Genomic DNA, 18824 nt, shown 5'->3' with positions numbered 1-18824 from the left:
GTAAGTATTTGATTATCCGTATAAAAATAAATTTTAAAAGTTATGAAAAGAGTTGAATTATTTCTTTCGGCCACCTCTGCAACAGTTAATTAATATGGAGTAATTACCATAAAAAGTAACAGTAAAGCCCAGGTAAATATTATTATATTTACCCATATTTAACTTTATTATTACAATCAACAGTCATTGCCGAAAAAAATAAAAAACGGGGCAATGAAATTGCCCCGTAATATAGCCCAGACGATTGAATACGCCTACAGCTGATAATGTTATATGCGCTTATTTTGACCAGTAAGCGGATTTCGCCTTCTGCAATTTTTCATACGCTTTCAGCAGAGACTGATGTGCCGGGAAGGCTTTCAGGTCGCTATCCACAGCCTGAAGACCATAGAACGGCGCTTCACCGCTCAGTGCTGCGCTGGCGGCTTCAACGGCGTCAGCACCGTACATGCGAACAAACGCATTCAGGTATTGCAGCGGCTGACGATCTTCTTCCTGCGCGAGAAGCAGCAGGGTTTGCAGGCAGCGATAGTAGTTAGTGCGCTCGGCAGAGAAGACAGACTGGTTAAACTCCATAGTCCACTCGGTCCAGGCCAGAGCCTGATCCAGATCGCCACCAGCCAGTGCCAGCATTGCTTTCAGCTCACCAATACGCAGGGTATACCAGCCGTTATCTTTACCGGTCGCCAGACCCAGCAGCTCGCGTACGCGAGTGAAGTCATCATGGCCTTCTTCGTCCAGTTGCGCGATCAGGTTCAGGTAATCTTCTTTTTCCCATTCGCTGCCCGGCAAGGCCAGAAGGGTTTCACGCAGGTGCGCGCCCATGCTGTTGTTCGCCAGCCACAGATCTTCTGCCGGATAGATGTCGGACATGCCCGGCACCAGAATGCGGCAGGCGTACACGCCAAGGTGTTCGTAGTCAGCGATGTAGACTTCTTTATCTTCCGCCTTAAAGATAGCCATCAGCGTGGCGAACTCTTCTTCGGTGGTACCTGCAAAGCTCCAGTCGACGAACGGATAGTCCGCGTCCTGCTTAAACAGATCCCAGGAGATCAAACCGCTGGAGTCGATGAAGTGGGTTTCAAGGTTGGTGTGCTCGGCCACTTCTTCATCGTCAAAGGTCGGTGGCGTAAACACGTCCAGATCTTTCAGGCCACGGCCCTGCAGTAACTCGGTGACGGTACGCTCCAGCGCCACGCCAAAGTCAGGGTGCGCGCCGAAAGAGGCGAAGCAGGTTCCGTTTTCAGGGTTAAACAGCACCACACAGATAACCGGGTATTTACCGCCCAGTGAGCCGTCATAGGCAAAGATTGGGAAACCTTCCGCTTCCAGCCTGGCGATGGATTCCACCACGCCCGGGTAGCGCGCCAGCACGTCAGCCGGAATTTCAGGCAGGCTGATGGATTCGGCAATGATGCGGTTTTTAATATGGCGTTCGAAGACTTCAGACAGCCCCTGTACGCGCGCTTCATTACGGGTATTACCGGCAGACATACCGTTGGACACATACAGGTTGCCAACGATGTTCATCGGGATATAGACGGTCTGCTCATCAGACTGACGCGTGAACGGCAGGGCGCAGATACCACGATCCTCATTGCCGGACTGCAGATCGATCAGCATGCTGGCGGTCAGTTCGTTTTCCGGATCGTAGAACGCACGCAGACGCGCGTCGAGAATGCCTTCCGGCAGCGCGTCGTCTTCAGGCAGCGGGAACCATTTTTCGTTCGGATAGTGCACAAACGGGCCGTTGGCGATGGTTTCACCCAGCCAGAAATCGGCGAAGAAATAGTTGGTCGACAGACGTTCAAAATACTCACCCAGCGCAGAGGCCAGTGCCGCTTTTTTTGTCGCGCCTTTACCATTGGTAAAGCACAGGGCACACTCTTTATCGCGAATATGCACGGACCAGACATGAGGCACCGGGTTGAGCCAGGAGGCTTCTTCGATATTAAAGCCCAGGTCGGTCAGTTTCTGCTGGAAGCGAGCGATGGAATCTTCCAGAGCGGCGTCTTTGCCGGGGATAAACGTTTGAGTCATGGCGTTCACTTTTATCGTACGTAAAGCGCGCAATGATACGGGTTTTGCGTGACAGGTGCTATCTTCGGCGAAAATAAAAGACTCGACTATGCTTACAGACAGTAACTTACTGTTAAGGCATAGAAAAATGAAAGCATTTGATCTCCAGCGGATGGCGTTTGATAAAGTTCCTCCCGAATTTTTGGGCGAAGTGGCCCTACGCAGCCTGTATACCTTTGTATTGGTCTTCCTGTTTCTCAAAATCACCGGGCGGCGTGGTGTCCGGCAGATGTCCCTCTTTGAGGTGCTGATTATTCTGACGCTGGGTTCAGCGGCGGGGGATGTCGCCTTTTACGACGATGTGCCGATGGTGCCGGTCTTTATCGTTTTTGTCTCACTGGCGCTACTTTACCGGCTTGTTATGTGGCTGATGTCGAAAAGTGAAAAGCTGGAAGATCTTCTCGAAGGGAAGCCGGTGGTTATCGTCGAGAACGGGCGGCTGGCCTGGGAAAATGTACAGAGTGCCAACATGACCGAGTTCGAGTTTTTTATGGAACTGCGTCTGAACAGCGTTGAACAACTCGGGCAGGTGCGGCTGGCAATCATGGAAACGAACGGGCAAATCAGCGTCTATTACTATGCTGACGACGAGGTGAAGCCGGGGCTCTGTATTCTGCCGGATATGCTTATTGAGCGTTTCACGACCGTGCCTGAGTCAGGCGAATATGCCTGTATAAGATGTAGCCATGTTGTGGCGATGCAGCCGGGCGATCATCAATTATGTCCCCGCTGTACAAATCCGGAGTGGACGAAGGTTAGCCGGGCCAAACGCCTTACCTGACAGCCATATTGTCGGTTTTGCCGCAGAGAGGTGGCAGAATGTATTGTGTGACGCGGGACACATTTCACCGGTCATAAGTTTTAGACATTGCGGCGCGTGTCACTGAATGATAAAACCGATATCCACAGTTATAACTTATTGCTTTTAGCGTGGTGAGGGGAAATGGCTCAAGTCTTTAATTTCAGTTCAGGTCCGGCGATGTTGCCGGCAGACGTGCTTAAACAGGCTCAACAGGAACTTTGTGACTGGAACGGTCTGGGTACGTCGGTGATGGAAATCAGCCACCGTGGTAAAGAGTTTATTCAGGTGGCGGAAGAGGCAGAAAAGGATTTTCGCGATCTGCTGAACATTCCCTCAAACTACAAAGTTTTGTTCTGCCACGGCGGTGGCCGCGGTCAGTTTGCTGGCGTCCCGCTGAATATCCTCGGCGACAAAACCACGGCAGACTACGTTGATGCGGGTTACTGGGCGGCAAGTGCGGTCAAAGAAGCCAAAAAGTACTGCTCGCCAAATGTTATCGACGCCAAAATTACCGTTGATGGCCTGCGTGCCGTGAAGCCGATGAGCGAATGGCAGCTCTCTGATAACGCTGCGTACCTGCACTATTGCCCAAATGAAACCATCGACGGGATTGCCATCGACGAGACCCCGAACTTCGGTAAAGACGTGGTGGTTGCAGCCGATTTCTCCTCTACCATTTTGTCCGCGCCAATTGACGTCAGCCGCTACGGTGTTATCTATGCGGGTGCGCAGAAAAATATCGGCCCGGCGGGTTTGACGATCGTCATCGTGCGCGAAGATTTGCTGGGTAAAGCCCATCAGTCTTGCCCGTCTATTCTGGATTATACGGTCCTCAACGATAACGACTCCATGTTCAACACCCCCCCTACGTTTGCCTGGTACCTCTCTGGCCTGGTCTTTAAATGGCTCAAGCAAAACGGCGGCGTGGCGCAGATGGACAAAATCAATCAGCAGAAAGCCGACCTGCTGTATGGCGTGATCGATAAGAGCGATTTCTACCGTAACGATGTCTCGAAAGCTAATCGTTCTCGTATGAATGTGCCGTTCCAGCTGGCGGACAGCAACCTGGATAAAGTCTTCCTTGAAGCGTCCTTCGCTGCAGGCCTGCATGCGCTGAAAGGCCACCGTGTTGTAGGCGGTATGCGTGCCTCTATCTATAACGCGATGCCGCTGGAAGGGGTTAAAACCCTGACCGATTTCATGATCGACTTCGAACGTCGCCACGGTTAATTACGCTGTTTTTCACCCCCGTAGCCCTGCTGCGGGGTTTTTATTATGTTGAGTTGAGAGTTAAGTTTCATGGAATCCCTGACGTTACAACCTATCGCGCGGGTAGATGGCACCATTAATCTGCCTGGTTCAAAAAGTGTCTCGAACCGCGCTCTGCTGCTGGCAGCTCTGGCAAACGGCACCACCGTCCTCACAAACCTGCTGGACAGCGATGACGTGCGCCATATGCTCAATGCGCTGAAAGCGTTGGGAGTTCATTACACGCTGTCTGACGACCGCACCCGCTGTGAAGTGACCGGCAACGGCGGCGCGTTACGCTCGGCTGAAGAGCGTGAACTGTTTCTGGGTAACGCGGGGACGGCAATGCGCCCGCTGGCGGCGGCCCTGTGCCTGGGCAGCAACAACATTGTGCTGACCGGTGAGCCGCGCATGAAAGAGCGTCCCATTGGTCATCTGGTGGATGCCCTTCGTCAGGGCGGCGCGCAGATTGAGTATCTGGAGCAGGAAAATTACCCGCCTCTGCGTCTGCGCGGTGGTTTCAATGGCGGTAGCGTCGACGTGGATGGCAGCGTCTCCAGCCAGTTCCTGACGGCTCTGCTGATGACTGCGCCGCTGGCACCACAGGATACGGTCATCACCATCAAAGGCGACCTGGTCTCTAAACCGTACATTGATATTACGCTGCACCTGATGAAAACCTTCGGGGTTGAGGTGGAAAACCGCGCTTATCAGCAATTTGTGGTTCGCGGTGCGCAGCAGTACCAGTCTCCGGGTCATTACCTTGTGGAAGGTGATGCTTCGTCTGCCTCCTATTTCCTGGCGGCAGGGGCGATTAAGGGCGGTACGGTGAAAGTGACCGGCATTGGTCGTAACAGCGTTCAGGGCGATATCCGTTTTGCTGACGTGCTGGAAAAAATGGGCGCCACGATTACCTGGGGTGATGATTTCATCTCCTGCACCCATGGCGAGCTGAACGCTATCGATATGGACATGAACCATATCCCGGATGCGGCGATGACCATTGCCACGGCGGCGCTCTTCGCAAAAGGCACCACGACGCTGCGTAACATTTACAACTGGCGCGTAAAAGAGACTGACCGTCTGTTCGCGATGGCGACCGAACTGCGTAAAGTGGGCGCCGAAGTGGAGGAGGGCGAAGACTACATCCGCGTCACGCCTCCGGCAAAACTGCAGTTTACGGAAATCGGCACCTATAACGATCACCGCATGGCAATGTGCTTCTCGCTGGTGGCGCTCTCCGATACGCCGGTGACCATTCTCGACCCGAAATGTACGGCGAAAACCTTCCCGGACTACTTCGAGCAATTGGCGCGTATCAGTACCCCTGCCTGATTTGCCTTCGCGCCAGCCTCTGTGCTGGCGCGCTTACAGCGTTCCCACTCATTGACGTGATGATCTACACTTCTGAAGATGTGCGCCTGCCGCCTGCAAGCAACGCGAACGATGTAGAAGTATCATTGCGCAATAATTCTTCATCTAAATACCTGTAATTCGCGTTTTTGCACACAACGTTAACGATTGTGGGCATTGGCGCGTATAATGCGCGGCGTTTACGTTAACGGTATGCCTGTTTAAGGAGATAAAGATGACGGCAATTGCCCCGGTCATAACCATTGATGGCCCAAGCGGTGCAGGAAAGGGCACCTTGTGCAAGGCAATGGCGGAAGCATTGCAATGGCATCTGCTGGACTCTGGTGCTATTTACCGCGTGTTAGCGCTTGCGGCGCTGCATCACCATGTTGATGTGGCCTCCGAAGACGCGCTGGTTCCGCTGGCTACCCATCTTGATGTTCGCTTTATCTCAACCAACGGAAATCTGGAAGTGATTCTCGAAGGTGAAGATGTCAGCGGTGAAATTCGGACTCAGGACGTGGCGAATGCCGCGTCACAGGTTGCCGCTTTCCCGCGCGTGCGTGAAGCACTGCTGCGCCGTCAACGCGCCTTCCGCGAACTGCCTGGCCTGATCGCTGACGGGCGTGACATGGGAACCGTTGTCTTCCCTGATGCGCCAGTGAAAATTTTCCTCGACGCCTCCTCAGAAGAACGGGCTCAACGCCGCATGCTTCAGTTGCAGGAAAAGGGGTTTAGTGTTAACTTTGATCGCCTTTTGTCCGAGATAAAAGAGCGCGATGACCGCGATCGTAACCGCGCCGTCGCCCCACTTGTTCCTGCAGAAGATGCATTAGTTCTGGATTCAACCAGTTTAACTATTGAGCAAGTGATTGAAAAAGCGCTACAATATGCGCGCCAAAAACTGGCACTCGCGTAATTGCGACCGATTTAGCAGTACCCCCGCTGCAATGGATTGACGGCGGGTATGTGAAACAACCCCATCCGGCACGGAGCCAGGTGGACGTTATATTAACCTGAAGATTAAACATGACTGAATCTTTTGCTCAACTATTTGAAGAATCCTTAAAAACAATCGAAACCCGTCCGGGTTCCATCGTTCGTGGTGTTGTTGTTGCTATCGACAAAGACGTAGTACTGGTTGACGCCGGTCTGAAATCTGAGTCCGCCATTCCGGCAGAGCAGTTCAAAAACGCCCAGGGCGAGCTGGAAATCCAGGTTGGTGACGAAGTTGACGTTGCTCTGGATGCAGTAGAAGACGGCTTCGGCGAAACCCTGCTTTCCCGTGAAAAAGCTAAACGTCACGAAGCTTGGATCACGCTGGAAAAAGCTTACGAAGAAGCTGAAACTGTGGTCGGTGTTATCAACGGCAAAGTTAAAGGTGGCTTCACTGTTGAGCTGAATGGTATTCGTGCGTTCCTGCCAGGTTCTCTGGTAGACGTTCGTCCAGTCCGTGACACCCTGCACCTCGAAGGCAAAGAGCTTGAGTTCAAAGTAATCAAGCTGGACCAGAAGCGTAACAACGTTGTTGTATCCCGTCGTGCCGTTATCGAATCCGAAAACAGCGCAGAACGCGATCAGCTGCTGGAAAACCTGCAGGAAGGCATGGAAGTCAAAGGTATCGTTAAGAACCTCACTGACTACGGCGCATTCGTTGACCTGGGCGGCGTTGATGGCCTGCTGCACATCACCGACATGGCGTGGAAACGCGTTAAGCACCCAAGCGAAATCGTGAACGTGGGCGACGAAATCACTGTTAAAGTGCTGAAGTTCGACCGCGAGCGTACTCGTGTATCCCTCGGCCTGAAACAGCTGGGCGAAGATCCATGGGTAGCTATCGCTAAGCGTTACCCAGAAGGTACTAAACTGACTGGTCGCGTTACCAACCTGACTGACTACGGCTGCTTCGTTGAAATCGAAGAAGGCGTTGAAGGCCTGGTGCACGTTTCCGAAATGGACTGGACCAACAAAAACATCCACCCATCCAAAGTTGTTAACGTTGGTGATGTAGTGGAAGTTATGGTTCTGGATATCGACGAAGAACGTCGTCGTATCTCCCTGGGCCTGAAACAGTGCAAAAACAACCCATGGCAGCAGTTCGCGGAAACCCACAACAAGGGTGACCGTGTTGAAGGTAAAATCAAGTCTATCACTGACTTCGGTATCTTCATCGGCCTGGACGGCGGCATCGATGGCCTGGTTCACCTGTCTGACATCTCCTGGAACGTTGCAGGCGAAGAAGCAGTTCGTGAATACAAAAAAGGCGACGAAATCGCTGCAGTTGTTCTGCAGGTTGACGCAGAGCGTGAACGTATCTCCCTGGGCGTTAAACAGCTCGCAGAAGATCCGTTCAACAACTGGGTTGCACTGAACAAGAAAGGCGCAATCGTAAACGGGAAAGTCACTGCAGTTGACGCTAAAGGCGCAACCGTAGAACTGGCTGACGGCGTTGAAGGTTACCTGCGCGCTTCTGAAGCTTCACGTGACCGCGTTGAAGATGCGACTCTGGTTCTGAACGTTGGTGACGACGTTGAAGCTAAGTTCACCGGTGTTGACCGTAAGAACCGTGCAATCAGCCTGTCTGTTCGTGCTAAAGACGAAGCTGATGAGAAAGATGCAATCGCAACTGTTAACAAACAGGAAGATGCAAACTTCTCTAACAACGCAATGGCTGAAGCTTTCAAAGCAGCTAAAGGCGAGTAATATCAGGTTGTCCGCATCATTTTGAGCTGTAACGCATTTACAGCGAGAAGGATGAGGAGCAAACTTGACAGATTAGAGGATTCGTCCTGTAATCAATAACAAAGGGCGGCTACGGCCGCCCTTGTTTAATGAGCTGTTCAGCTAATTGGTTTGAAAGGAACCGGAGGAATCATGACCAAGTCAGAATTGATTGAAAGACTTGCCAGTCAGCAACCGCATATCCCTGCGAAAGCAGTGGAGGATGCCGTAAAAGAGATGCTGGAGCATATGGCCTCCACTCTTGCCCAGGGCGAGCGCATTGAAATCCGCGGTTTCGGTAGTTTTTCTCTGCACTATCGTGCTCCACGTACCGGGCGTAACCCGAAAACTGGCGATAAAGTCGAACTGGAAGGTAAGTACGTTCCACACTTTAAGCCGGGTAAAGAACTGCGCGATCGCGCCAACATTTACGGCAACTGAGTTTGGCCATCAGCGCTAAACTGGGTTCGAAAGAAAGCACCTGCGGGTGCTTTTTTTGTGCCTGTCGCTTTTATTCTGAAGATGCCGCGCAATTTTCCTTTTGTTTTCTGCAAACGGATAAAAATGTTTCAGCGCCCGCTGTAAACCGTGTTTCTTCTGGCTGACGACTCACCCTGCCTGCTTCCATACTGTCACCCTCAAACAGGGAGGTAGTAATGGGCATTCCCGCGATAAGTCTTTGCGCCATTCTGGCGATCATGCCGTTACTCTGGTTACCCGTCCTGCCTGAACGTCATACCGTGTGGGTAATGATAGCCGGTGGGATAGCGCTGGCCGCCCAGCGAAACAACATCCTGAAGTATATGGGGATTATGGTGTTATTTTGTGCCTGGGGTCTTCTTGCTGCGCAGGAAAGCGTCTGGCCGATGCAACATTTAACGACGGGAGCAGTGCAGGCAGAGATAGAAATCACGGCCACCGATGGTGCAACAATACATCAGGGCAACATTCTGCGTGTCGATGGTCAACGCTGGTGGGCATCCACGGGCGTGACGCTGTATGGCAATTACCTCCCGCAAAAGGTGTGTGCCGGTCAGCGCTGGGCTATGACGCTCAGGCTCCGGCCTGCGCATGGCGAGCTAAACGACGGGGGATATGATCCCCAGCGAAGCGCCTTTGCCCGACACCAGACGCTCAGCGGACGTTTTACGCAGGCGAAAATCGTCGATGAAAACTGCAGCTTGCGTGCTCAGTACCTGATGTCACTGCAACACCGGCTTTCTGCTTTTCACTGGGGCGCGGTTATGCTTGGGCTGGGGATGGGAGAACGTCTGGAGGTGCCCCGGGAAATTAAAGATCTGATGCGCGACACCGGCACGCTGCACCTGATGGCAATTTCGGGTCTGCATATTGCGCTGGCCGCATCCATCGTCTGGTTACTTGCGCGTGGGCTTCAGTTCTTGATGCCGGGCCACTGGATCCACTGGCAGATTCCTCTCCTGGCCGGGTTGCTCTTTGCCGCTTTCTACGCCTGGCTTACCGGGCTGCAACCGCCCGCATTGCGAACGGTTATCGCACTTGCCGTGCTGGCGGCATTGCGCATTGGCGCCCGTCAGTGGTCTCCCTGGCAGGTGTGGTGTTGCTGTATCGCGGCAATCCTGATAAGCGATCCCTTAGCCGTGCTTTCTCAAAGTCTGGCCCTTTCAGCTTTTGCCGTCGCCGCGCTGATTTTCTGGTTTCAGTGGCTGCCTCTTCCTCGCGGGCACCGGGTTCGCTGGTTACAGCCTCTGCTGAATCTGCTCTATCTGCAAACCGGCATGTTGCTTCTGCTCATGCCATTACAGGTGCTGATTTTTCATGGATTTAGCCTCTCTTCCCTGGTGGCTAATCTCTTTGCCGTCCCCCTGGTCACTTTTGTCTGCGTACCGCTGATCCTGTCCGGAATGTTGCTTCATCTGTTGCCGCTGACGGCGCTGGAAAGTGCCCTCTGGCTTGCAGCCGATAAATCCCTGGGAGGGTTGTTCTGGATGCTGATGCGCCTGCCGGATGGCTGGCAGAACGTAGATGAACGATGGCAATACCTGACGTTATTGCCCTGGCTTGCCATTATCGGCTGGCGCTTTCATGCCTGGAAATCCGTTCCTGCCGTTTGTCTGGCAGGGAGTGTCTTACTGGCATTTCCGCTCTGGCGAACGGTGAGAAGTGAGGGCTGGACACTGCATATGCTGGATGTGGGGCAGGGACTGGCAATGGTCATTGAACGCCACGGTAAAGCCCTTCTTTATGATACTGGGCTCGCCTGGCCGGGTGGTGATAGCGCCCGGCAGTTAATCATTCCGTGGCTACGCTGGCACCATTTGCAACCAGAAGGCGTCATTCTCAGTCATGAGCATCTCGACCATGCGGGCGGCCTGGCGACGCTGCAAAAAACATGGCCCACGTTATGGATAAGAAGCCCGTTAGATCGGGCGGAGCATCGGCCTTGTTTTCGCGGGCAGAGATGGATATGGGAGGGGTTAACCTTCACCGTCCACTGGCCACCTGAGGGCTATTCCGAAAGGGGGAACAATCGCTCCTGTGTGGTAAAAATCGACGATGGTGAGCAGAGTGCGTTGCTTACGGGGGATATTGAAGCGCAAGCGGAACAGACTATGCTTAGCCATTACTGGCGTCATCTGACGTCCACTGTAATACAGGTACCCCATCATGGCAGCAATACGTCTTCATCATTGCCACTGGTGCAGCGGGTAGAGGGGAGGATCGCGCTCGATTCTGCGGCCCGCTATAACGCATGGCATTTTCCGTCGGCAAAAGTTATCAGACGTTATCGAAAAGAGGGCTATATCTGGCACGATACCCCCCATTCTGGACAAATATCGGTGACATTCTCGCAACATCGATGGCAAATACAGCGCGTACGTGATGAATATTTACCGCGTTGGTATCATCAGTGGTTTGGCGCGCCCGTAGATAACGGGTAGAATATGCGGCTATTTCAACAGATGCTGGTTTTTTGAATGCATAACGACAAAGATCTCTCCACGTGGCAAACCTTCCGCCGACTCTGGCCGATGATTGCACCTTTTAAAGCAGGCTTGATCGTGGCGGGTGTAGCGTTAGTCCTCAACGCAGCCAGCGATACGTTTATGTTATCGCTTCTCAAACCGTTACTGGATGACGGTTTTGGTAAAACAGATCGCTCAGTGCTGATATGGATGCCACTGGTGGTTATTGGACTGATGATCTTACGCGGTATCACCAGCTACATTTCGAGCTACTGTATCTCCTGGGTTTCCGGGAAAGTCGTTATGACCATGCGCCGTCGGCTGTTTGGCCACATGATGGGTATGCCAGTAGCGTTCTTTGATAAGCAGTCTACCGGTACCTTGCTCTCACGAATTACCTACGACTCCGAGCAGGTGGCATCATCGTCGTCCAACGCGCTGATTACCGTGGTGCGTGAAGGTGCATCGATTATCGGTCTGTTCATCATGATGTTCTATTACAGCTGGCAGCTGTCACTGATCCTTATCGTGCTGGCACCGGTTGTCTCTATTGCTATTCGCGTCGTTTCAAAGCGTTTTCGCAACATCAGTAAGAATATGCAGAACACGATGGGCCAGGTTACGACCAGCGCTGAGCAGATGCTGAAAGGGCATAAAGAGGTGTTGATTTTCGGCGGGCAGGAAGTCGAAACCAAACGCTTTGATAAAGTCAGCAATAAAATGCGTCTGCAGGGGATGAAAATGGTTTCGGCCTCTTCAATTTCTGACCCTATCATTCAGCTGATCGCTTCTCTGGCGCTGGCCTTCGTTCTGTATGCGGCCAGCTTCCCTAGCGTGATGGAGACGCTGACGGCGGGTACCATCACCGTGGTCTTCTCATCGATGATTGCCCTGATGCGTCCGCTGAAATCACTGACGAACGTCAACGCTCAGTTCCAGCGCGGGATGGCTGCCTGCCAGACCCTGTTCAGCATTCTGGATACCGAACAGGAGAAAGATGAAGGTAAACGCGAGATTGAACGCGCCCACGGCGATGTTGAATTCCGCAATGTGACTTTCACCTATCCTGGCCGCGAAACGCCGGCTTTGCGTAATATCAACCTGTCCATTCCCGCGGGTAAAACCGTTGCGCTGGTAGGCCGCTCCGGCTCAGGTAAATCCACCATCGCCAGCCTGATCACCCGTTTCTATGATATCGACGAGGGTGAAATCCTGCTGGATGGCCATGACCTGCGGGAGTATACCCTGCAGTCCCTGCGTAACCAGGTGGCGCTGGTCTCCCAGAATGTGCATCTCTTCAACGATACTGTGGCAAACAACATTGCCTATGCGCGTACAGAAGAGTACAGCCGTGCGGAGATTGAAAAGGCGGCTCGTATGGCCTATGCGATGGACTTTATCAACAAGATGGATAACGGTCTGGATACCATTATCGGTGAGAACGGTGTACTGCTCTCCGGTGGCCAGCGCCAGCGTATCGCCATTGCTCGTGCGCTGTTGCGTGATAGCCCGATTCTGATTCTGGATGAAGCAACCTCTGCGCTGGATACGGAATCTGAACGTGCCATTCAGTCTGCGCTGGATGAGCTGCAAAAGAACCGTACGTCGCTGGTGATTGCGCACCGTCTGTCGACTATCGAGCAGGCTGACGAAATCGTCGTTGTTGAAGATGGCGTGATTGTCGAACGCGGAAGCCACTCTGATTTGCTGGCGCACCGCGGCGTTTACGCCCAACTGCATAAGATGCAATTCGGCGAATGATTGCACGCATCTGGTCCGGTGAATCACCGCTGTGGCTGCTGCTTCTGCCGCTTTCCTGGCTTTATGGCCTGGTGAGCGGCGTCATTCGTCTGCTTTACCGCTTGGGGTTAAAGCGAGCATGGCGCGCGCCGGTGCCGGTTGTCGTGGTGGGTAACCTGACGGCTGGCGGCAACGGTAAAACACCGGTGGTGATCTGGCTGGTGGAGCAACTGCAAAATCGCGGTATACGCCCAGGCGTGGTATCGCGTGGGTATGGCGGAAAAGCGGCGCAGTATCCCCTGTTGTTGACCGCGGAAACTACGACCGCTGAAGCGGGTGATGAGCCAGTATTGATTTACCAGCGTACAGGCGCACCTGTTGCGGTTTCCCCGGTACGCAGTGATGCCGTTCAGGCACTTCTTGCCGAACACATGGTAGACATTATTATTACTGACGATGGTCTGCAGCATTACGCGCTGGCGCGTGATAAAGAGATTGTGGTCATTGACGGGGTTCGCCGGTTCGGTAACGGCTGGTGGCTACCCGCCGGACCAATGCGCGAACGTGCTTCGCGTCTCAGGTCCGTTGATGCGGTGATTGTTAACGGTGGAGAGGCCAAACCGGGTGAGATCCCTATGCATCTCAGGCCGGGAATGGCGGTGAATCTATTGACCGGAGAGCGCCGTGCTGTCTCGTTGTTACCCGCGCTGGTGGCCATGGCGGGTATCGGTCATCCTCCGCGTTTCTTCGCGACGCTGGAACAGTGTGGTGCCCGGCTTGAAAAACGCGTTCCGCTGGCCGATCATCAGGCGCTGGTGCCAGATCAGGTCGCGGCCCTGACTGCGCCGGGGCAGACGCTAATCATGACTGAAAAAGATGCGGTGAAATGCCGTGCCTTTGCGAAGGATAACTGGTGGTATCTGCCGGTTGACGCTGAACTCAGCGGTGAGCAACCGGAACAATTGCTCAAGGAACTGATTGCGTTAGTGCAGTAATGGCTTACGCGGTTCTGGTGGCGCTTTGACTGACAGGAAAACGCATGTCTTTACCGCAACTCTCGCTTTCAGCCGCACGTCATTTGCACCTTGCCGCACAGGGGCTGCTCAAAAAGCCCCGCCGCCGCGCGCAGCCCGCCGATATTCTCTCTACCGTTCAGCGCATGTCGCTCCTTCAAATTGACACCATTAATATCGTGGCCCGTAGCCCTTACCTTGTGCTGTTTAGTCGACTGGGGAATTATCCTCCTCAGTGGCTGGATGACGCGCTCAGTAAGGGGGACTTAATGGAGTACTGGGCGCACGAGGCTTGTTTCCTGCCGCGCAGCGATTTTGCCCTGGTTCGCCATCGCATGCTGGCCCCCGAAAAGATGGGCTGGAAATACCGCCAGGAATGGATGCAGGAGCACGCGACTGAAATAGCACAGCTTATCGAGCATATTCAGCAAAACGGTCCTGTACGTTCCGCCGATTTTGAACATCCGAGAAAAGGGACCAGCGGCTGGTGGGAGTGGAAGCCGCACAAACGCCACCTTGAAGGACTGTTTACATCCGGCAAAGTCATGGTGATTGAACGGCGTAATTTTCAGCGCGTGTATGACCTGACGCACCGCGTGATGCCCCACTGGGACGATGAGCGTGACTTACTCACCCAGGAGGCAGCGGAAGCCATCATGCTGGAGAACAGCGCCCGCAGTCTGGGCATTTTCCGGCCGCAGTGGCTGGCGGATTACTATCGCCTTCGCCAGCCGGCCCTGAAACCGCTACTGGAAATGTGGCAGCGTGAACATCGTGTTATCCCCGTCACGGTAGAAACCCTCGGGGACATGTGGCTGCATTCGGATCTCCTCCCGCTCTTACCCCAGGCTCTGGACAGTAAGCTTCAGGCAACCCACAGCACGGTGTTATCGCCTTTCGATCCGGTCGTGTGGGACAGAAAACGGGCCGAACAGCTGTTTAATTTCAGCTATCGGCTTGAGTGTTACACCCCCGCGCCAAAGCGTCAGTACGGCTACTTTGTGTTGCCTCTGCTGCACAAAGGGCAACTGGTCGGTCGAATGGACGCCAAAATGCACCGCAAAACCGGCACGCTGGAGATTATCGCGCTCTATCTTGAAGAGGGGATCAAGACCACCGCGGCGCTGGAAAAAGGATTAACCTCCGCCATTAGCGAATTCGCACGCTGGCAGGAGGCCCACGACGTGGCGCTGGGTAGGGTGCCTGACGGGTTGTTTAGCACCTGTCGACGTGGCTGGGAAACAGACACTCCCTGAAAAAGGAATGTGTTAAGCTTTAGCGATTACCCATACGGAGGAACTATGGATCACCGTTTACTTGAAATTATTGCCTGCCCGGTGTGCAACGGCAAACTTTACTACAGCCAGGACAAACAAGAGCTGATTTGCAAGCTGGACAGTCTGGCATTCCCGCTGCGCGACGGTATTCCGGTATTGCTGGAAAACGAAGCCCGCTCCCTGGTGGCAGAAGAGAGCAAACCATGAGTTTTGTTGTCATTATTCCTGCGCGTTATGCATCAACCCGTCTGCCGGGTAAACCGCTGGTGGATATCAACGGCAAACCGATGATTGTGCATGTCCTTGAACGTGCGCGTGAGTCCGGTGCTGAGCGCGTTATCGTGGCAACCGATCATCCGGACGTTGCCCGTGCGGTTGAGGCGGCTGGCGGAGAAGTGTGCATGACCCGCGCCGATCACCAGTCCGGCACAGAGCGGCTGGCAGAAGTGGTTGAGAAATGCGGTTTTAATGATGATACGGTCATCGTTAACGTACAGGGCGACGAGCCGATGATCCCGGCGGTCATTATTCGCCAGGTGGCGGAAAACCTGGCGCAGCGCCAGGTCGGTATGGCTACGCTCGCGGTACCTGTGCTCCACGCTGAAGAGGCGTTTAATCCGAACGCGGTGAAAGTGGTGATGGATGCCGAGGGCTATGCGCTCTACTTCTCTCGCGCCACTATTCCCTGGGATCGTGATCGTTTTGCGGTTTCAAAAGAGACCATTGGTGATTCATTCCTGCGTCATCTGGGGATCTACGGCTACCGCGCTGGCTTTATTCGTCGTTATGTCACCTGGGCACCCAGCCCGCTGGAGCATATCGAAATGCTGGAGCAGCTCCGCGTGCTCTGGTACGGGGAAAAAATCCACGTTGCCGTTGCGCAGGAAGTGCCAGGTACGGGTGTTGACACCCCGGAAGATCTTGAGCGCGTCCGCGCCGAATTGCGTTAATAGCGCCCGCATCCCTCCTTACGGGGGATGCTCTCTCCAGGTTATTTTCCCTTTCTTTTCCATAATTGATCTCTGTCGGGTGACATCTTCTGTCCGCGCGCTCATTATAAAAGCAGTAGTCTTAATGGGGGTAATCTCATATGGAACAGCTGCGTGCTGAACTGAGCCATCTGCTGGGTGAGAAGTTAAGCAGGGTTGAGTGTGTGAACGAAAAAGCAGATACCGCACTCTGGTCGTTATATGACAGCCAGGGAAACCCAATGCCGCTGATGGCCCGAAGTTTTACCTCGCCGGGCGTTGCCAGGCAGTTGGCCTGGAAAATGTCGATGCTTGCGCGACAAGGGACCGTCCGCATGCCGACGGTGTATGGCGTGATGACGCATGAAGAACACCCCGGCCCCGATGTCCTGCTGATTGAGCGGTTACGTGGCGTGCCTGTGGAAGCGCCTGCTCGTTCACCGGAACGCTGGGAACAGCTGAAAGATCAGATTGTCGAGGCGCTGCTGGGCTGGCACAGACAAGACAGCGGTGGGCTCGTCGGGCCGGTAGACAGCACCCAGGAAAACCTGTGGCCACTGTGGTACCGCCAGCGGGTGGAAGTGTTGTGGGGCACCCTTAACCAGTTTAATAACACCGGTTTGACCATGCAGGACAAACGTATTTTGTTCCGCACCCGGGAGTGTTTGCCCGCGCTGTTTGACGGCTTTAACGACAACTGCGTGCTGGTTCACGGCAATTTTACCCTGCGCAGCATGCTGAAAGACCCTCGCAGCGACCAGCTCCTGGCAATGGTAGGGCCGGGGATCATGCTCTGGGCACCGCGCGAGTACGAGTTGTTCAGGCTCAGCGACAGCGGGGCCGCAGAGGGGTTACTCTGGCATTATCTCCAGCGGGCGCCGGTTGCAGAAGCGTTTCTCTGGCGCCGCTGGCTCTATCTGCTCTGGGATGAAGTGGCGCAACTGGTCAATACTGGCCGTTTTAATCGCGCCAACTTCGATCTCGCCACGAAATCACTCCTGCCCTGGCTCGCCTGACGCGCCTTTTAGCCATTGCCAGAGGCGTCCAAGTGTTTCGTAACCGACACGATCGCTGTGCATCAGCCATACCGGGGACGGGATCGTCCGTTCCCACGGGTTAAGCGGCGCGTCGATGGCCATCTGGTTAGCCGGCGCGGGGAGGGGATGCAGGCCAACTCTTTCGAAGAAAATCATCGCCCGCGGCAGGTGCGAGGCGGACGTAACCAGCAGGAACGGGGCATCGCCAATCGCCTGCTTCACGGCGGCAGCTTCTTCTTCAGTGTCTTTTGGGCTGTCCAGCGTGATGATAGCGGAACGCGGTACACCCAGCGATTCAGCCACTCTGGCTCCGGCTTCGGCCGTGCTGACCGGGTTTGTTTTTGCCGCCGCACCGGTAAAGATCATTTTCGATCCCGGATTCGCCAGCCACAGGCGAATGCCTTCGTTCAGTCGAGGCAGGCTGTTGTTAATCAGGTTTGAACTGGGCGCCCAGTTCGGATCCCAGGTGTAACCCCCACCCAGCACCACGATATACTTTACCTCCTGATGACCCTGCCATGTCGGGTACCTGTTTTCGACAGGGCGTAACAGGCTATCCGCGACCGGTTGCAGACTCAGCAGCAGGAGGACCAGCCAGCCGACGGTAATAAGCGTTTTGCCACTCTTCTGAAAGCGACTAAACCACACCAGCGCCAGCCCCAGCGCAATGATGATAAGCAGCAGTGGAAGGGGAAGCATCATCCCCCCAATGTATTTCTTCAGGGTAAAAAGCATCCTTTTTGGTTCCTTTTTTAACCATATAGCAGGTGATTACTCGTGATATTACACCAGAGAGGTTCATTCTCCGCGCGGGTGTGACAAAATAGCGGTTTTGCAGTTAGCGAGTGGAACTCTCCCAATGCGGGATCGCAATTTTGATGACATCGCGGAAAAGTTTTCGCGCAACATTTATGGCACCACGAAAGGGCAGTTGCGTCAGACGATCCTCTGGCAGGATCTGGACAACATCCTGGCCTCGTTTGAGGGGCAAACGTTGCGCGTGCTGGACGCTGGCGGCGGTGAAGGGCAGACGGCTATTAAAATGGCCCAGCGCGGTCATCACGTAACGCTTTGCGATCTTTCTGCTGAGATGATCGCGCGTGCGACGCGTGCCGCAGAAGAGAAAGGTGTGAGCGACAACATGCATTTTATACAATGCGCCGCTCAGGACATCGCACAGCATTTGGAAACCCAGGTTGATCTGATATTGTTTCATGCAGTGCTGGAGTGGGTTGCCGATCCGCAAAGCGTGTTACGCACCCTGTGGTCGATGTTGCGCCCGGGCGGTACGCTGTCACTGATGTTCTACAATGCTAACGGCTTCCTGATGCACAACATGGTTGCGGGTAACTTTGACTATGTTCAGGTCGGGATGCCAAAAAAGAAAAAACGCACGCTTTCCCCGGATTATCCGCGTGATCCGCAGCAGGTGTATGGCTGGCTGGAAGAGATTGGCTGGCAGATAACCGGGAAAACGGGCGTCAGGGTGTTTCATGATTATCTGCGTGAAAAACACAAACAGCGTGACTGTTTTGACACCTTAAAAGAATTAGAAACGCGGTATTGCCGTCAGGAACCTTTTGTCAGTCTTGGCCGCTATATTCACGTCACCGCGCACAAGCCGCAGATGCAAGGATAACC

Annotated in this window: 16 protein-coding genes; 14 read left to right on the top strand and 2 right to left on the bottom strand. The window is 54.0% G+C overall.

Annotation, left to right across the window (positions count from 1 at the left end):
• Positions 1–279: 279 nt before the first annotated feature.
• Entirely contained in the window at positions 280–2040 is a 1761-nt protein-coding gene (gene ycaO / locus ACMVME_RS05360) for a 30S ribosomal protein S12 methylthiotransferase accessory factor YcaO (protein ID WP_032677795.1), read from the bottom strand.
• Between the two features lie 127 nt (positions 2041–2167).
• Between ycaO and ACMVME_RS05355 the strand changes: the two genes are divergently transcribed.
• From ACMVME_RS05355 to ACMVME_RS05295, 13 genes are all read left to right on the top strand, one after another.
• Positions 2168–2860, top strand: coding sequence for a DUF421 domain-containing protein (locus ACMVME_RS05355; RefSeq protein WP_020884820.1), 693 nt, complete (start codon positions 2168–2170; stop codon positions 2858–2860).
• 162 nt (positions 2861–3022) lie between these two features.
• Complete coding sequence (gene serC / locus ACMVME_RS05350) at positions 3023–4111, top strand: 3-phosphoserine/phosphohydroxythreonine transaminase (protein ID WP_014169384.1); 1089 nt, start codon at positions 3023–3025, stop codon at positions 4109–4111.
• 69 nt (positions 4112–4180) lie between these two features.
• Entirely contained in the window at positions 4181–5464 is a 1284-nt protein-coding gene (gene aroA / locus ACMVME_RS05345) for a 3-phosphoshikimate 1-carboxyvinyltransferase (protein WP_414743393.1), read from the top strand.
• 253 nt (positions 5465–5717) lie between these two features.
• A complete protein-coding gene (cmk, locus tag ACMVME_RS05340; protein ID WP_014169386.1) occupies positions 5718–6401 on the top strand; it encodes a (d)CMP kinase in 684 nt (227 codons plus the stop codon).
• Between the two features lie 110 nt (positions 6402–6511).
• Positions 6512–8185, top strand: a complete 1674-nt coding sequence (gene rpsA / locus ACMVME_RS05335; protein ID WP_014169387.1) for a 30S ribosomal protein S1 — start codon at positions 6512–6514, stop codon at positions 8183–8185.
• 171 nt (positions 8186–8356) lie between these two features.
• Positions 8357–8644: an integration host factor subunit beta gene (gene ihfB / locus ACMVME_RS05330; protein ID WP_008499965.1), complete on the top strand. Its 288-nt coding sequence runs from the start codon at positions 8357–8359 to the stop codon at positions 8642–8644.
• Positions 8645–8859: 215 nt separating this feature from the next.
• Complete coding sequence (locus tag ACMVME_RS05325; protein WP_068794460.1) at positions 8860–11124, top strand: ComEC family protein; 2265 nt, start codon at positions 8860–8862, stop codon at positions 11122–11124.
• 36 nt (positions 11125–11160) lie between these two features.
• Positions 11161–12909 (top strand): lipid A ABC transporter ATP-binding protein/permease MsbA, encoded by a 1749-nt coding sequence (gene msbA, locus ACMVME_RS05320; RefSeq protein ID WP_020884816.1) that lies wholly within the window; start codon positions 11161–11163, stop codon positions 12907–12909.
• On the top strand, positions 12906–13883 hold the full coding sequence (gene lpxK, locus ACMVME_RS05315; protein WP_068794461.1) for a tetraacyldisaccharide 4'-kinase: 978 nt from the start codon (positions 12906–12908) through the stop codon (positions 13881–13883). Before msbA ends, lpxK begins: the two co-directional genes overlap by 4 nt.
• Before the next feature lie 44 nt (positions 13884–13927).
• Complete coding sequence (locus ACMVME_RS05310) at positions 13928–15157, top strand: winged helix-turn-helix domain-containing protein (RefSeq protein WP_068794462.1); 1230 nt, start codon at positions 13928–13930, stop codon at positions 15155–15157.
• A 45-nt stretch (positions 15158–15202) separates the two neighbouring features.
• Positions 15203–15385, top strand: a complete 183-nt coding sequence (gene ycaR / locus ACMVME_RS05305) for a protein YcaR (protein ID WP_006174474.1) — start codon at positions 15203–15205, stop codon at positions 15383–15385.
• Complete coding sequence (kdsB, locus tag ACMVME_RS05300) at positions 15382–16128, top strand: 3-deoxy-manno-octulosonate cytidylyltransferase (protein WP_032677803.1); 747 nt, start codon at positions 15382–15384, stop codon at positions 16126–16128. The genes ycaR and kdsB overlap by 4 nt, the downstream gene beginning before the upstream one ends.
• Positions 16129–16268: 140 nt before the next feature.
• Entirely contained in the window at positions 16269–17162 is an 894-nt protein-coding gene (locus tag ACMVME_RS05295; protein WP_014169395.1) for a YcbJ family phosphotransferase, read from the top strand.
• Here ACMVME_RS05295 and elyC read toward each other — a convergent pair.
• Positions 17139–17918, bottom strand: coding sequence for an envelope biogenesis factor ElyC (gene elyC / locus ACMVME_RS05290; RefSeq protein WP_068794463.1), 780 nt, complete (start codon positions 17916–17918; stop codon positions 17139–17141). The two genes, ACMVME_RS05295 and elyC, sit on opposite strands and share 24 nt — an antisense overlap.
• A gap of 124 nt (positions 17919–18042) precedes the next feature.
• Between elyC and cmoM the strand changes: the two genes are divergently transcribed.
• Positions 18043–18822 (top strand): tRNA uridine 5-oxyacetic acid(34) methyltransferase CmoM, encoded by a 780-nt coding sequence (cmoM, locus tag ACMVME_RS05285; protein WP_068794464.1) that lies wholly within the window; start codon positions 18043–18045, stop codon positions 18820–18822.
• Positions 18823–18824 lie beyond the last annotated feature (2 nt).

Origin of the sequence: Enterobacter cloacae complex sp. 2024EL-00711, from assembly GCF_047529885.1 — a bacterium.
GTDB lineage: Bacteria > Pseudomonadota > Gammaproteobacteria > Enterobacterales > Enterobacteriaceae > Enterobacter > Enterobacter ludwigii.
This window is presented reverse-complemented; position numbering and strand designations above follow the sequence as displayed.